Annotated in this window: 9 protein-coding genes; 4 read left to right on the forward strand and 5 right to left on the reverse strand. The window is 61.1% G+C overall.

Annotation, left to right across the window (positions count from 1 at the left end; all coding sequences use genetic code 11):
• Positions 1 to 499 precede the first annotated feature (499 nt).
• The 3 genes from NCHOL11_RS13720 to NCHOL11_RS13730 all read right to left on the reverse strand — a co-directional run bounded on the left by NCHOL11_RS13720 (position 500) and on the right by NCHOL11_RS13730 (position 4,831).
• Complete coding sequence (locus tag NCHOL11_RS13720; protein WP_097093118.1) at positions 500 to 1,981, reverse strand: hypothetical protein; 1,482 nt, start codon at positions 1,979 to 1,981, stop codon at positions 500 to 502.
• Positions 1,982 to 2,291: 310 nt separating this feature from the next.
• The gene (araD1, locus tag NCHOL11_RS13725) at positions 2,292 to 3,269 is read right to left on the reverse strand and encodes an AraD1 family protein (protein WP_097093120.1); all 978 of its coding nucleotides are present in this window, start codon (positions 3,267 to 3,269) and stop codon (positions 2,292 to 2,294) included.
• The gene (locus tag NCHOL11_RS13730; RefSeq protein WP_255254854.1) at positions 3,266 to 4,831 is read right to left on the reverse strand and encodes an aldehyde dehydrogenase (NADP(+)); all 1,566 of its coding nucleotides are present in this window, start codon (positions 4,829 to 4,831) and stop codon (positions 3,266 to 3,268) included. Before NCHOL11_RS13730 ends, araD1 begins: the two co-directional genes overlap by 4 nt.
• A gap of 431 nt (positions 4,832 to 5,262) precedes the next feature.
• Here NCHOL11_RS13730 and NCHOL11_RS13735 point away from each other — a divergent pair, with 431 nt between their 5' ends.
• From NCHOL11_RS13735 to NCHOL11_RS13750, 4 genes are all read left to right on the forward strand, one after another.
• Positions 5,263 to 6,846, forward strand: a complete 1,584-nt coding sequence (locus NCHOL11_RS13735; RefSeq protein ID WP_097093123.1) for a DUF5597 domain-containing protein — start codon at positions 5,263 to 5,265, stop codon at positions 6,844 to 6,846.
• A 176-nt stretch (positions 6,847 to 7,022) separates the two neighbouring features.
• Positions 7,023 to 8,735: a family 43 glycosylhydrolase gene (locus NCHOL11_RS13740; protein ID WP_176502278.1), complete on the forward strand. Its 1,713-nt coding sequence runs from the start codon at positions 7,023 to 7,025 to the stop codon at positions 8,733 to 8,735.
• A gap of 57 nt (positions 8,736 to 8,792) precedes the next feature.
• Positions 8,793 to 10,304 carry a GH39 family glycosyl hydrolase gene (locus tag NCHOL11_RS13745; RefSeq protein ID WP_217991084.1) on the forward strand — a complete coding sequence of 504 codons (1,512 nt, stop codon included), beginning with the start codon at positions 8,793 to 8,795 and terminating at the stop codon, positions 10,302 to 10,304.
• Positions 10,305 to 10,435: 131 nt separating this feature from the next.
• Complete coding sequence (locus tag NCHOL11_RS13750) at positions 10,436 to 13,303, forward strand: glycosyl hydrolase (protein WP_176502279.1); 2,868 nt, start codon at positions 10,436 to 10,438, stop codon at positions 13,301 to 13,303.
• Positions 13,304 to 13,365: 62 nt separating this feature from the next.
• Here NCHOL11_RS13750 and NCHOL11_RS13755 read toward each other — a convergent pair whose 3' ends face one another.
• Together NCHOL11_RS13755 and NCHOL11_RS13760 are read right to left on the reverse strand one after the other, a co-directional pair.
• On the reverse strand, positions 13,366 to 13,953 hold the full coding sequence (locus NCHOL11_RS13755; RefSeq protein ID WP_217991085.1) for a TetR/AcrR family transcriptional regulator: 588 nt from the start codon (positions 13,951 to 13,953) through the stop codon (positions 13,366 to 13,368).
• 257 nt (positions 13,954 to 14,210) lie between these two features.
• Entirely contained in the window at positions 14,211 to 15,680 is a 1,470-nt protein-coding gene (locus NCHOL11_RS13760; RefSeq protein ID WP_255254843.1) for an NAD-dependent epimerase/dehydratase family protein, read from the reverse strand.
• Positions 15,681 to 15,694 lie beyond the last annotated feature (14 nt).

Below are 15,694 nucleotides of genomic sequence, written 5' to 3' on the forward strand. Positions count from 1 at the left end.
GGGATGCGCAGGTGCAGTCGATATTGGCCAACCGCAAACGAGAACTCGGCATCTTCATCGACAGCGGCCGCAGGTTAGGGGCAGAACTGGCGTTCAACCATGGCATCGACCTGGGGAGCCGGCGCGGGCTTGGCATCGGGATGTGAGGTGAAGCAGGCTGACGGCTCTGCGCCACTTTTTGCTGTTCGACAGCAATTTCACCGCGCCTGAAAGTAGACGCTCGAATTATGACTGGGTCTGGGACAGACCCGCCGTTAGGCCCAGCCGCAGCGAATGACCGCTCCTGTCCGAATCGGGCACTGACCGTGGGTGTCGGAAGTGCCGTCAACCTTCCGCAGAACGCCGTTTACGGTAGACGTTCTTGCCACCCCTGTTCAGGAACCCATCCAGGCTACTTCTATCATCGAGCTCTTTCGAGCACCTAGAAATACCTGGTCTGCGTGGCCGTCAGGCCTGCCGCGTTTGGCGACGCCAACCCCGGCAGGATCCGAAGCGGCAATCAATCAGCCGCAACGACTTTGCTCAATCTGAAAATGGTGGCCGATGACCGCGCGATGTCGACGGTAGCAGCAGGGACGCTGCGGGAGGTGAGGTCCAGGCGGGCCTCACGGCTGTCGAGGGACGGGCCGCTCAACGTGGCGACGCTCTGGTGGCGGGGCAGCGGCAGGCGGACGTCGGTGCTGACTTCCTTGTTAAGGATAGCGAGCAGCGTGCCCTGAGCCGTGTCGGCTGCATAAGCGACGACGTTGAGGCCCTGCGCGTCCAACTGGACGGTCCGCATGCGTGCGCCGCTGAACAGCCCGGCAAACTTCATGCCCCAATAGACCGGCTGCGGCTGCACTTGCCCGTCCATATTGCCGATCGGCGTGTAGAAGGGGCGCGGGCGGGGCTGCGCGTCGGGCAGCATCTTTTCGCCCGCAAGGCCGCCGACCGAGTTGGCAACTGCAGGGCCAGCGCCGCCGTGCAGGTTCACGCTGGAATAGCCCAGCGACATGAGCTGGAGCATATAATCAGCGGCCCAGAGCGCGGCGACATAGCTATCCGACACGCCCGGCTTGCCACCGTGGTAGGCGGTGTTGCCTTCCGTCATGCGGTAGGCAACGCCCATCTTGCGCGCGGCGTCGCTGGTCAGCTTGCCTTCCTGAGCCTCCCGAGTCGAGCGCAGGAGGAGGCGGTCGGGCTTGATCCGCGGATCATTGGGACCGCCCTTGTAGAAATGATGCGACAATGCCTCGATCCGCGGCGGATTCTTGATCGAGGCCCAGCGGTCGGCGATGGCAGGCAACCAATCGAGCTTGTAAGCGACGTCGGGCAGGATGAAGCGGGCATCCGGGCTGACCGCCGTGATCGCATGGGCAGCGGCGAGCCATTCGGCGAGATAGGTGTCGGGACCCCAGGTCTTGGGATCGCGCAGGTGCGAGCTGAACACGTCAACTTCGTTGCCAATGACGAACGCGACCAGCCGCTTGCCAAGCCGCCGTTGGACATAGGCTGCCTCGCGCGCCATGTCATGCGGCACGCCATTGCCAAGGTTAAGGCCATAAATGCACCGCCATCCGGTCGCATCCAGGAAGCCCTTGAGCGCATCGATGGCTGCTGGGGTGACGGCGTAGCTCAGGTCAGGGCGCGGCTGGCCCGGCTTGATCGGCCGTTCGATGCGCGGCGGCTGCGTGTCGCCGGGGCGCTCCTTCCACCAGGAAAATTCGCTGGTGTTGCCACCGATGCGCAGGATGCCAGCCGGCGTCAGGTCACGGAAAGCGCGGACCAGCGGGCGGTTGCGCGCGTTGAAGAAATCGGGCGTTTCAAGCTGCTGCGTCTCGTAGGACAGGCCGACGAAGTCGCGGGGCACCAGCGGTCCTTGCGCCGATCCATTGAGTGAGAGCGACAGGGTCGCCGGAGTTTCCGCAGCGCGCGCCGGGACGATCAGCGCCCCGGCCGCCGTCAATATTCCCGCGTTCAGAAAATTACGGCGGTCTATCATTGCTCGAACCTCTTGGATGATAATTACCGGCGATCTACGTTTCTGCCGACTTTAAAGAAGCCAACAACGATGGGGCAGAGACAGTAAAGGTGCTTGGTCCCATACCTCGGCGCTGCCGAGAATGGCGGCTTTCTGTCGCCGTCAGGATTTCGGGCGCACCGCGCAGATCGACTTCGGCTGCGACGACCTAGGCGCTGTGCAACGCAACCGGAAAGAAGCGCGCCATGCTGGTAGGCGGCTTCCGCATGGTCCTGACCTGCTGGCGGCGCTCGCCGGTTTTCGTTCGCTCGGTTCAGCGCCATCGGATCGCCTACAGCGGCTTCACCCTTGCAATCCCTTGGTCCGCTGCCCGGACCAAAGGATTGCGGACCGGCAAGCTGAAACAGTCGGCAGCCACTTCGAACAAGTCTCCGACCTTCGTCTGCACCTTGTCGGTGAAGGAGAGGGTGGCTGTACCGAAGAAATGCACATGCACGTCGCCGGGCCGCCGGAACTGCGCATATTTGAAATGGTGATGTTCAAGATTGTGGATGCTGTGCGACATGTTGGCTTCACCGGACAGGAATGGCCGTTCCCACAGGGTTTCGCCGTCTCGCAAGATGCGGCTGACGCCACGAACATCGGTAGGCAAGTCGCCCAGCAGCAATTCCGGTCCCAAGGCCGCCTGCCGTAGCTTGCTATGCGCGAGCCATAGATAATTGACCCTTTCGGTCACATGATCTGAAAATTCATTGCCGAGGGAAAAGCCGAGACGAAAGGGAGTGCCGTCCGGGCCGTTCAAATAGATGCCTGCAATCTCAGGCTCTTCGCCTCCATCACCGGCGAAGTGCGGCATGGCGAGCGGAGCGTCCGGCGATACGAGGATCGATCCGTCGCCCTTGTAGAACCATTCCGGCTGCACTCCTTCCTGGCCGTCACCGGGCTTGCCGCCCTCTTCGCCCATCAGGAACATGCGCATGCTGTCGGTGGCATGCCCTGCGGCAGCCGCTTTGTGCATTTTGTCGCGGCCTTCGGCGGAACCCAGATGGGTGAGACCAGTCCCGCTGATCAGCAGATGCGCTGGATCCGGGTGGTCGATCGGGGCCAGAAGTCTGACGCCTTGCAGCGAAATTCGGCTTCCACGCAAGGCATTGGCCCGCTCCAGCAGCGTCTTTCGCCCTTCGATGGCGTCGAGAGCGAGGTCGCGAATGGATGAGACCCCCACCAGCTGGTGAGCGTCGCCCTGTGCGTCCAGAGCGGCGACGCCGCGTCCGGCGTCATCGGCATATTGTATGAGTGAACGGATCATGCGGACTCTCTTTCGCCATTGATCCGGCGAGGAAGTTTCCATGGGTTGTCATGCTTCACCGGTACAGGCAGCAGATCGTCGGGAATGTCCTGATAGCAGACCGGCCGCAGGAAGCGCGCCATGGCCAGGGTGCCGACGGAGGTGGAGCGTCCGTCTGTGGTTGCCGGAAAGGGCCCGCCATGAACCATCGCCCAAGTCACTTCCACGCCGGTTGGCCATCCATTGGCAAGGATCCGTCCGGCTTTTTCCTGGAGCAAGGGCAGTATCCGGGAGGCGGTTGGCTCATCTTCGGGGTCGAGGTGGATGGTGGCCGTCAGCTGCCCCTCCAGCCCTCCGATTGCTCGCGCCATCGCGTCTATATCCTTGCAGCGGACCACCACTGATGATGCACCGAACACCTCCTCCCGCAGGGAGGCGTCGCTGGCGAAAGCTTCCGCACTGGCGGCAAACAGCGCTGCGCTGCCGCAGGTGGAGTGTGCGGGACCGACAGCGAGCAAATCTGCATTGGGATTGGCGCGCAATGCGGCGACACCCTTGGTAAAGGCGAGGTGGATGCCGGCCGTCAGCATCACTTGAGGCGAAGCCGCTGTCACAGCGCCTGTCGCAGCGGCGAGGAAGCGGTCGAGGTCCGGACCGTCCATGGCGATTACGATACCGGGGTTGGTGCAGAACTGCCCAGCCCCGAGCGTCAACGACGTTACAAAGTCCCTTGCCAGGTCTTCCGCCCGCGCGTTCAGCGCATGGGGCATGAGGATGACAGGGTTGATTGCGCTCATTTCCGCATAAACCGGAATGGGTTCTTCCCGCGTTGCAGCGATGGCTGCAAGAGCCAGTCCCCCCGCGCGCGATCCAGTGAAGCCGACTGCCTTGATGCGCGGATCGGCCACCAGCGCGCCACCCAGCTCATTGCTCGCGCCTGGGAGGTAGGAGAAAATGCCCGGATGCAGATCGCAGGCGGCGACCGCACGGCCGATGGCGCGCGCCACCAGCTCGCCCGTGGCGGGGTGGGCCGGGTGGCCCTTCACGACGACGGGGCACCCGGCTGCGAAGGCGGAAGCCGTGTCGCCCCCCGCAACAGAAAAAGCGAGAGGGAAATTCGATGCGCCGAAAACAGCCACGGGGCCGAGTGGTACATTCATGCGGCGCAGATCAGGCCGCGGAGGCGTGCGGTCAGGCATTGCAGGATCGATCGTGATGTCGAGCCAGAGACCGGCGCGGACTTCCGACGCGAAAAGGCGCAACTGGTTTATCGTGCGCGCCCGTTCGCCTTCAAGCCGGGGCCGTGGCAATCCGCTTTCGACCATGACATTGGCGATCAGATCGTCGCCAATGGCTTCAATCTCATACGCGACAGCTTCCAGAAAACTGGCGCGAGCCTCTGGACTGAGCGTGGCAAAGCTTTCCGCCGCGCTTGCGGCTAGCAAGCACGCGTCTGCTACATCTTCATTCCCCGCAGTGGAGAAATATTGTGGGCCGGCATCGCCATTCGTCGCGTCAAACCCTGTGAATTTGGGCGCCCGCTGACGTGCCTCTCTGCCAATTAAAATGCTGCCATCAATCACGAAGAAAAACTCCCGATCATCGAAATTTTCAGAACTATGCGGGCCATTTTGCCCCTGCGACCAACGGGGGTGCAGAGTCTCTTCGATCTCTCCGAGCCGAGCGCGACACCGCAGGATGAAACTTGGGCAAAGGAAATCATGGGGCTCGCTGTGTGGCTCGTTCGTCTGATTGGCGAAGCCGAGCATTACCAAACTCATGAAGGCAGATATACTCATACAAGTAAAACATCAACCGCAAGCGGCGTTCGGGTAGGGTGAAGGTCGAAGTGACCTGCACCGGCGGGATGAACGACGACGAGGGGGTAGAGATCGCGCGAACGCAGGCCGCGGCCGATCTGCGCAAAATGCAACGATGTGGTTTACTTATTAGGCAGGGGACGTATAACGGTCGACGATTGATAGGAGATCATGTGCGCCACTCTATTCGCTTCATGACGCTAATGCTTTGCAGCGTCGCTGCCGCTGCGTCGGCCCATGCAGGTGAGCTGCCGCGTCTTCGCACGGAAGATGGGCGGCATGCGTTGCTGGTGGATGGCAAGCCCTATCTGATGCTGGGCGCCCAGGTGCACAATTCGAGCAATTATCCCTCGGTGCTGCCTCAGGTGTGGCCGGTGATGCAGGCGCTGAGCGCCAATACGATCGAAATTCCCGTCGCCTGGGAACAGTTTGAGCCTACCGAGGGCAGGTTCGACTATAGCTGGGTCGATACGCTGCTCGCCCAGGCCCGTAAAAATGACATGCGCGTTGTGCTGCTCTGGTTCGGAAGCTGGAAAAACGGCGATTCAACCTACACGCCGGAATGGGTGAAAAGCGACACGAAGCGCTTCCCCCGTCTGCAGAAGCGGGACGGCCGCCCCACAACCACGCTTTCCCCGCTTGGTGAGGCGACACTTGCTGCCGACCGCAAGGCCTTTGTCGCGCTGATGCGGCATTTGCGCGAGGTCGATCGCGAGCACACCGTCATCATGGTCCAGGTTGAAAATGAGATCGGGAGCCACGGCGTTGCTCGCGATTATTCTCCAGCAGCCGAGCGGCTTTTCGCCCAGCAGGTGCCCGAAGACATCCGCCGCGCATCAGGAAAGCAGGCGGGGACATGGGCGGAGGTGTTCGGCAAGGAAGCGGACCAGGCATTCGCCGCCTGGACCTATGCGCGGTTCGTGCAGGAAGTGGCTGTCGCTGGCAAGGCTGAGAAGAACTTGCCCCTCTACACCAACGCCGCGGTCTTCGACGCGACGGGCACTGCCATGGCCGCCCAGGTTGCGAGCGGCGGCCCCAATTGGAACGTGCTGCCAATCTGGAAGACGGCTGCGCCTGCGCTGGATCTCATCGGACCTGATCTCTATTTGCCGCTTGAAAAGACCTATCTGGGCCTGCTGGATCGCTATGCGCGGCCAGACAATGCGCTGTTTGTCCCCGAGACCAGCAACGCAATCTGGGCCGTTCGTTTCTTCTGGGCCGCGCTGGGGCGGGGGGCCATCGGCTGGGCGCCATTTGGAATGGATGCGACGAGCTACTCCAATTACCCGCTCGGCACGCGCAAGTTGGACGCTGCCACAATCGAAACGTTCGCCGCCCCTTACCGCCTGTTCCGGCCTATCGCGCGCGACTGGGCTGCGATCGCCAGCAAGCACCCGACCTGGGGCACCGCCAAGAACAGCACGGGTGAGGACTCGACCTCCATGGGCAGCTGGAAGATTTCCGTCATCTATGGGCGCAACAATTTCGACATTCCCTGGCCGGGCATGGAGCCGCCGCCTTGGGCGAAGGAGCCTGTCGGTGGCGGTGTGGTCGCTCAACTCGGCCCCAATGAGTTCCTGGTTGCCGGACAATATAGCCGCTTCCAATTCACGCCCGTCGATCCGGCCGTGAACGGGCAGATCATGAGCGCGGAGGAGGGGACGTTCATCGATGGCCGCTGGCAAGCAAGCCGCCGCTGGAATGGTGATCAAATCTCCTACGGCTTCAACTTCAACGAACAGCCTGCGCTGCTTCGCGTAAAGCTTTCAACCTACTAGATTTCTGGATCAGCCTTAGCGGTGCGCAAAGCGCGCAAAATACAAATTGTTTCTAATCACAACCAAGTCGTCGAAAATTTGAGGGGGTCTGCAGGAACATGGCAAATGACGTGGTCAGAATGATTTTAGGTCCCTGTTCCAGCGCTCGACCGGGGCTGTCTCGGGTCGCCTGCCTGATGGCCACTGGCGCGATGTTGTTTTCCATGCACCCGCTGCAAGCGGCTGGCGCTGACCGATTTGCGACTTATGCGAACCCGGTCGATCTACCCTACCGCTATCAGGCGCCTTCGCCCTTTCGCCCGCTTCAGCCGCGGCCCAAGGAGTCCTTCCGGGAGGCTGCAGATCCCACGATTGTCTTGTTCAAGGGCCGCTACTGGCTTTTCGCTTCGCACTCGAGCGGCTACTGGCACTCGACGGACCTTCTGCGATGGGAGTTCGTCCAGCCGACCGGTTACGCCGTTGACAAATTTGCTCCGACCGTCGTGGTCATCAACGACAAGCTGTATCTCGCCACCAGCGAGGATACCCGGCATATCTGGATGACCGACGATCCAATGAGCGGAAAATGGCGCGTGGCGGCAGACATCAGCCCGGGCTATCAGGACCCCGCCCTATTTCTGGACGATGATGGACGGCTCTATCTTTACCACGGCCTCGCATCCAAGGGGCCGCTCCATGCTGAGGAGCTTGATCCCAAGACGTTTCAGCCGATCGCGAAGGTGGACATCCCCCAGTCGCGCAAACCGGACGAACGGGGCTGGGAAGTTCCCGGTGACAGGAACGAGAAGTTTAAAGGCATGACCTTCGTCGAGGGCGCCTGGATGACGAAGCGCAAGGGGCGCTACTATCTTGAATATTCAGCCCCTGGCACGGAGTTCAAGACTTATGCCAACGGGATGCTGGTGTCGGAAAAGCCGTTAGGGCCGTTCGTCTATCAGGATTATAGCCCGTTCGCGTTCAAGCCGACCGGCTTCATTACAGGCGCAGGCCATGGATCGACCTTCCAGGGGAAGGATGGTCAGTGGTGGCATGCGGGAACGATGACGATTTCCCAACGACATATTTTCGAGCGGCGTTTGGGGCTGTTTCCGACGAGCTTCTCGCGATCGGGTGAAGTTATCGCAGACACCTATCTGGCCGATTACCCGCGCTACATCGGGGGGAGCCGCAAACTTACGGGATGGATGCTGCTCTCGCGGCTGAAAAGCGTAAGCGCCTCTTCGACACTTGACGGCTTTTCTGCAAAAGACGCGGTCGATGAGGATGTGCGGAGTTGGTGGTCAGCCAAGACCGGCGGGGCAGGCGAATGGTTTCAGGTAGATCTCGGCGCGCCCAAGCGGATCGAGGCGGTGCAGATCAACTTCGCCGATCAGGACGCCAAAGCGCTGGGGGTCAGCGCGGACGTCTATAATTATATCCTCGAACTCTCACTGGATGGCCGGACATGGAAAGCCGCAGTCGATCGCTCGCAAAACGGCGTCGATGCTCCCCATGACTATGAGGTCCTCCCCAAGCCAGAGCGGGCTCGCTTTGTCCGTTTGCGCAACATCCATTCGCCTGATGGGGGGAAATTTTCGCTCTCGGATCTGCGGGTCTTCGGCAATGGTGGAGGCGTAAGGCCCGCCAAGGTGCGCCGCGCGTCTCTTCGCCGGGACGGCGATGACGGGCGCAGCGCAGTGATCAACTGGGCACCGGCAAAGGAGGCCGAATTCTACGTCGTGCGGCTTGGGGTTCGCCCCGACCTGCTGAACCAGAATCACCAGGTTTATGATGGAAAGACGTCGATCACCGTAGCGAGTCTCAACGTTGGGAAAGGCTACTGCGTCACGATCGATGCGGTGAACGAAAATGGCATCACCCGCGGGGGAAGGCCTGCCTGTTCACGATGAGCGGGCGTTCACACGCTCAAAATTCCCAATCTTACGGAAAAACAGGATAAAAGACCGATGGATGAGATGCCTGTCTGGACACGCCGCCAGTTCACAGCCCTGAGTGGAGCGGTTGGCGCCGCCGCGTTGACTTCGCCGGCGTGGGCGGAGGAAGCGAGCCAGGTCGTCGAAATAGATCTTCGGCGCGAAACAGGCAAGCTGGACCATATCTGGTCACGGGTCATGGGATCGGATCGTGCGGCGATCACGATGAGAGAGCCCTGGCGCAAGGATCTCGAACGCTTCAAGAACGAAGCCGGTCTTAAACGGGTGCGATTTCACGGAATTTTCAATGATGAAATGGGCGTGGGCGCGAACGGCAGTTTCCAGAACGTCAACGCCGTCTATGATGGCCTGCTGGACCGTGGCGTGCAGCCCTTCGTCGAATTGAGTTTCATGCCGCAGGCTTTGGCGAGCGGAACGAAGAAGTTCGGCTTCTACAGGGCTGATGTCAGCCCTCCACGCTCGATGGAGAAATGGTCCGAACTGGTCGAGAAGTTTGTGCGGCATCTGGTACAGCGTTATGGCGCGTCGGAAGTGCGGCAATGGTATTTTGAAGCCTGGAATGAACCGAACCTGACGTCCTGGTTTTGGGGTGGAACGCAGGAGCAATATTTCGAGCTTTACAAGGCGAGCGCTCGCTCGGTTAAGGCTGTTGACCCGTCGATCAGGATCGGCGGCCCGGCGACCTCTGCTATCCAATGGATCCCGCAGTTTCTGGAATATTGCGAAAAGACTGGTACGCCGGTCGATTTCGTATCCACCCACATTTACCCTGGCGATGACCAGGCGATGATCTTTGGCAAGGCTGATCGCTACCGGGAATATGACGTCGTGCCGGCGGGCGTGGCGCTGGCCCGCAAGCAGATCGATGCGACGCGGTTCAAGGGAGCCGAATTGTGGCTGAACGAGTGGTCGTCTGACAGCCCGGCCATGATCGCGCACGCCATTACGCAAAGCCTTCCTCACTGTCATGCCATGGGTCAATGGCAGATCAGCGGCGAATATGAGGAAAATATGGTCGCAAACTGGGTCTTCAAGGAAGGACAGAATGGTTGGGGAATGCTGGCCCGGGGCAGCGTCGCGAAACCTGAGTTCAACACCTATAAGTTGCTCAATCGCCTGAGTGACCGCAGACTTGCGGTAAAAGGACCCGCCCTGGCCTCGACAATGGACGGGGGAAAATTTGCCGCTCTGGTCTGGAATCTCGCCGATGTGCAGCAGGCGCCAGGCATCCCCGGCGCGAGCAGGGAGCGCAAGGTTATAGGTACGCGCAAAGCGATGCTCGTGAGGATGCGCGGTGCGCAGGCGGGGCAGCGGGTACAGGTGAGTTATGTCGATCAGGAGCGCGGTTCCCCTTATCCTGCATGGCGCGCCATGGGATCTCCGCAATATCCCACGCGAGAGCAGATGGACGCCATCCGCAAATCGGCGGAGTTGGCTGCGCCTGAATTGAAAACGCTCAATGGACGTGGCGAAATCATCCTGGATCTTCCGCCAGAAGGTGTAGCCCTGGTTGAGGCTGTCTGATCCTGGGAAGGATGGTCTTCAGGCTGTAACATTGACCGACCCGAATGCGGACGGCCGACGATGTTTGCCGTGATGTCGCGTGTGTTGCGCCTGAATGGCCCCAAGTTAATAATCGAGAGAGAGATCAGATCATGTTCGCCAACAGGGTAACGGCAAAGCTTCTGGCAGCCACCGCGATGGCATTTTCCGTGCTGAACGTGCAGGCATCGGCTGAGTCCTTGTCAGAGGCGTTCAAGTCGCCACCGATGGAGGCCAAGCCCCGCCTTCGTTGGTGGTGGCCGGGCGACGCTGTAACCGATGTGGAGTTGCGGCGCGAAGTCCAGCTGATGGCGCAGATGGGCTTCGGCGGTGCCGAGGTGCAATCCTTTTCGCCGAATTTCGTGAAATTGACCCCTGAAGAGAGGGCAGTGGTCAACGACTATGCCGAACCCAGCTTCTTCGCGCATCTGCGCGCAGCGGCGGATGCTGCGAAGAGCGCTGGTCTCAGTCTCGACTATACCTTGGGCTCGGCCTGGCCGTCGGGCGGTGGCGAAGCGATACCGCCGGAAAAGGCGTTCACAGAATTGGCCATGGCGCGCACGATGGTCAGGGGCGGCACGTCCGGCCCAATCAAGGTCGAACAGCCCAAGCGGACCAAGAGGCTTGGCGCTCTCAACTTCTTCGATCCGCGTACAAAAGATCCTAAATATGCGGACTGGGGTAAGCGGATGGACGCGCGGGCGCGCACCGTGGCCGTGGTTGCGATGAAAGGCAGCGCGCCTGACCTGAAGAAGCGTGGCGGCATGAACGGGATGACCATTTCGCCGTGGAGCGATGTGCTGACCTCCGGCACACTAGATCCGGCCAGCCGCATTGTCCTGACCGACAAGCTGCGGGAGGATGGCACGCTCGACTGGTCGCTTCCGCCTGGTGAGTGGCAGGTCTTCGTCTTCCGGCAATTTGCTTCTGACGTCGGGGTCTTGGGCTCGGCCGGACGGGGGCCTCAGCTTATCCTGGACCACACCGACCCCACGGCCTTTGCAGCCCATGCCGCACGCGTCGGCGATCCCTTGGGCAAGAACCCGCCGGGCATGCGCTCGACCTTTGTCGATTCTCTGGAACTGATGCAGGATATTCAGTGGGGCCCAAAACTGCTGGAAGAATTCAAGAAACGGCGCGGATATGATCTGACGCCTTATCTTCCCTTCGTGGTGCAGCCGGGCTGGATGCAGGCATGGGACGAACATTATTCATTGCCCTATTTCGACGCCGCAAACAGCGACATCGCCGAGCGGGTGAGGGCGGATTATCGCCATACGGTGTCGGACATGATCATCGCGGGCTTCATCGAGCCCTTCGTGGCGTGGAACCATGCCCATGGCCTGAAGGCCAAGTTCCAGGCGCATGGCGGCGCGTTCGACACCATTCGCGGCTATGGACTTGCCGACATCCCAGAAACCGAGGATCTGGTTCACAGCGGTGATCCGCTGTTCATGCGCCTCGCCCGCTCCGCCGCCAACCTTTATGGACGCCGCATCGTTTCGGCGGAAAGCCTAGTGTGGCCCGACCGGGCATATAGCGTTACGCCCACGGAAATGCGGCGGCGCACCGACCTCATCATCGCCGGCGGCGTCAACAGCATGATCCTGCACGGCATGAACTACCGCTTTCACGCCGAAGACTGGCCGGGCTGGCACGCCTTCCAGCCGAGTCCTTTCTCCCTGGGGTTCAGCGGTCCGCTGAACGAAACCAACCCGGTCTGGCCTGCCATGAAACCGCTTGCTGCCTATATGGGTCGGTTGCAGGCCGTCATGCAGGCGGGCGAGCCGGTAGTGCCGGTTGCTTGGTTCTATGGCCGCTACGGCTATTATATCGGTATCGAGGATGATGGCGCGGGCAAGCAGGCCGGCGAAAAGGCTTTCCTTGCCGCCGGATATGATTTCGACCGGATCAATCCTGACTCGATTGCGCAGGCGAGGGTCGAGGGTCGACGGCTCATATCCAAGGGAGGGCACGCTTATGGCGTGCTCGTGCTGCCGCCGATCGACGGCATTCGCGCCGATACGATGGAAGCGATAGCTGGCTTTGCCAAGGCGGGACTGCCTGTCTTCTTCACCGATCACGCACCCCGCCGCGATGAAGGACTGGCCGACGCGAAGAAGCGCGACGCTCGCGTGAAGAAGGCGGTAGATGCAGCGATGAAGGCGGGAGCCAAGATCGTGCCTGCCGCGGAAGTGCCTGCCGCGATCCGCGCCGCAGGTGTCACGGGAAATCTTCGCTTTGAAGGCGACGCTTCGGACCTGGTGTTCGTTCAGCGGCTGGTCGACGGGCAGACCGTCACCTTCGTTCACAATCGCAGTGACAGCGCACGAAATGTCACGCTGTCGTTGCCCGGCATGGGCGGCGTTACGCGCTGGAATGCGATGGATGGCAGCGTCAGGCCCGTCTCCGCAAGCGCGACGGCGGACATGACGCGGCTGCCTCTGTCGCTTGCTTCCGGGGAAAGCGCACTCCTTGTCCTCGATCCCAAGGCCAGGCCCCAGACCTTGGCGGCCCCGGCTTTAATCGGATCGGCGACCTTGCCCGCCGAAGGCTGGGCCCTGTCCGTGTCCGGTCATGTAGCGCGCAAGCCCTACGCCCATGATTTCGGCAAGGTCGCGCTGCAGGACTGGAGCAAAGTGCCGCAGCTGGCGGGCTTCTCCGGCGAAGCGAGCTACAGTCGTTCGATCACGGTCGATCCATCCTGGTTCAAGCAAGGCACTCGCGTCAGTCTAGACCTGGGACAAGTGTATGACATGGCGACGGTGACGATCAACGGCCGCACTTTGCCGCCGGTTATCGCCGCGCCGTTCCGCCTTGATGTAACGGATGCGCTGCGGCCGGGCGCGAATATGCTCAAGGTGACTGTGGCGAATGTTCCGCAGAACGGCATGATCGACCCCAGCAACCCAGCCTTCAAGAAGCTGAAGCCCGTCGCGGCGGGGTGGGTTGGCGCAGGACGGCTGGAGGCCAGCCGTTGATCAGAAGCGCGAGCGGGGAAGTCCCGCTCGCCTTTGCGCGCCCTGGTCGCGTCCGCAGGTCATTACCAGCGGTCGCGAGCGAGGAGCATCAGGTCGACGACTTCCCTTCCATGCGCTTCGATATCCTGGGCCGTGAGTTCGCGGACCAGATCATATTGCAGGAACCAGCCATGCACGGCGGTGAGTATATGTTCCGCCACCGCTTCAGGCCGCGCAACTGGAATGCCGTCTCTTTGCGCGGCGGCGCGGATGTCGTTCGCCAGTAGCCGAACCGCGTTCAGATAGCCCAGATCATGCATCAGGGGCGCAAGGTCGGGAAAGCGGTGGCGGTTCAGAAGGATCAGCGCGTGAAGGCCGCGGAAGAGCGGATCCACCAGAAGCGACGCCATGTCCGCAACCCGCAGGTGCAATATCTGGCCTATGTCGGTGACGCAGTCGGTGGCTTCGACCCGAGAGACGGCGTACCAACGCGCCAAAGTTTCCCTTACGACCGATCGAAACAGGTCGGATTTGGTGGCGTAGCGGCTGTAAAGGGTCGTGCGAGTTATTCCGGTTGCCGCCGCGATCTTTTCCATCGACACGCCGTCAAAACCGTCCGCAAGGAACATGCTGCGCGCGGTCGCAAGGATTGCTTGCTCGATCAGGGCCACTTCCGTGGAAGTGGGGCGGCCCCTTCTTAAAGCGAGTTTCGCAGGAATGGGAATTCGGCGTGCCATCCGCACCTTCTGATGCGGTGCCGTCGCGATGGCAACGCCGTTCCACAGCGGCCAGCTGATTGTCAGTGATCCTGCCTTACGAAAAACGCTTTATGCCCTTCAACATGAAGTCGCGGGCCCCGCGATGGCAGATTCAGGGGTGTGCGCGGCCGCTGCCGCGCGCAGAAAGATCAGGTTCTTCATAAAATTCATCAGTTCACAGGGTTCGGTGCGCCGGTGGTCGATGTTTGGGCGGACGGCCCCGGCCAGACCTGCGCGAAGAAAGGATTTGATGCGGCGACCCGCGGATAGCTTTCGATATCGGTCTGGCAGGTGGGGCACCAATGGCCGCCCGCCAGATAGAGGTTGGGCGACATAGAGAAACGATGGCCGAGGCTGCATTCCCATTCCACGGGTGTGAAGGCGTCATCGACCGCGTCCACATGGCATTTTCCGCCCCGGAAACCGGCGGCGGCGCGCAGGTCATCTGCAGTCCACTCACCCTTAGGTTTGGCGTCATCATAGCCATGGGCGAGTGCGACCGCTTCGCGCGAAGGCTGCGCCAGGGGGAAGTCGTCCCAGCTGCTTGGGATGCGATCCCACTCCTCCCGTGATCCAAAATAGGCGTCGATATGCTCCACATCATTGGTCCGCAGCCAGGTAAGGGGTCCACCGGGACCTTCCGCGACCTTAAGTATCTGCTTGCGGGCGAGACCTGGGAAGAAGCGCATGAGAGTACGCAAAGCCCAGGGTATGCGGCGCGACAACTCGGCGAAGAAATCGTCGATTGAAAAGCGACGATAGGGGACGAGTTCCTGCAAACGGTCGGAATCGAGATACCATTGCCCGTGGAAGTTGCGCGTTGCCAGCCATTTGGGGTCGAGGATGCGGCGGAAGTCGCTGACGCCCATCGCAGCCATCATCCTGACCATCAGTTGATGATTGACGAGCCGCCCGGTTTCACCACCGCCTATATTGTAGAAATGGCGCCAGAAATGATCTGGAATGCGGTCGCCGCACAGCTTGGCCATCAGATTTGCGGAATCCTCGACGGTCGACCATTCCATTACGCCGTTTGGAGGATTGTGGAACATGATCGGCCCTTGCGTCTTCCACATGTCGTAATGGGCCATGCCGGTCTGGCGGATGGAAACCCAGTGCCTGAGGCCTGATTCCGCGACGATTGCCTCCGCCCGCGCCTTGGTCCCAGCATAATGTCCATTATAGCCGATGCAGATGGGGTCGCCCGTCCGGCCCCAATGGTTGGGAGGATTGCGGCTACCGGTCTCCGCCACCGTGCCGATATAGACAAGGCGGATCTGATCGGCGTGGGGCTGGCGTCGGATGGCATCCACGACATTCTGCGTGCCGCCGACATTTACCTTCTCAACGAGAGCAGGGGGAAGTTCATCGGCAAGCGGCGAGACCAGCGCGCCCATGTGCAGGACGACGTCTACGCCCGCGACGGCACGATCCACCGATACGGGGTCGGTGAGGTCGCCCCATGCGTAATCGATATTGTGCTGCTTTTGCAGGCGGCGAATGACGGGATGAGACTTTTCTTCCGGGCGTACGAGGACCCGGACCGTCATGCCGGGCGTCTGCAATAGTTCGTCAACAACGGCTCTGCCCATATTGCCTGTCGCGCCCGTCACCAGGACAAGCTTTCCGGTTCCTGCCACCTTCGTTCCTTTTG

This window comes from Novosphingobium sp. Chol11 (assembly GCF_900218065.1).
GTDB lineage: Bacteria > Pseudomonadota > Alphaproteobacteria > Sphingomonadales > Sphingomonadaceae > Sphingobium > Sphingobium agri.

Excerpts from the sequence above, each read along its gene's own strand:
- NCHOL11_RS13720 (WP_097093118.1), bottom strand. The coding sequence starts at position 1,981 with ATGATAGACCGCCGTAATTTTCTGAACGCGGGAATATTGACGGCGGCC.
- araD1 (WP_097093120.1), bottom strand. The coding sequence starts at position 3,269 with ATGATCCGTTCACTCATACAATATGCCGATGACGCCGGACGCGGCGTC.
- NCHOL11_RS13735 (WP_097093123.1), top strand. The coding sequence starts at position 5,263 with ATGACGCTAATGCTTTGCAGCGTCGCTGCCGCTGCGTCGGCCCATGCA.
- NCHOL11_RS13740 (WP_176502278.1), top strand. The coding sequence starts at position 7,023 with ATGGCCACTGGCGCGATGTTGTTTTCCATGCACCCGCTGCAAGCGGCT.
- NCHOL11_RS13745 (WP_217991084.1), top strand. The coding sequence starts at position 8,793 with ATGGATGAGATGCCTGTCTGGACACGCCGCCAGTTCACAGCCCTGAGT.
- NCHOL11_RS13750 (WP_176502279.1), top strand. The coding sequence starts at position 10,436 with ATGTTCGCCAACAGGGTAACGGCAAAGCTTCTGGCAGCCACCGCGATG.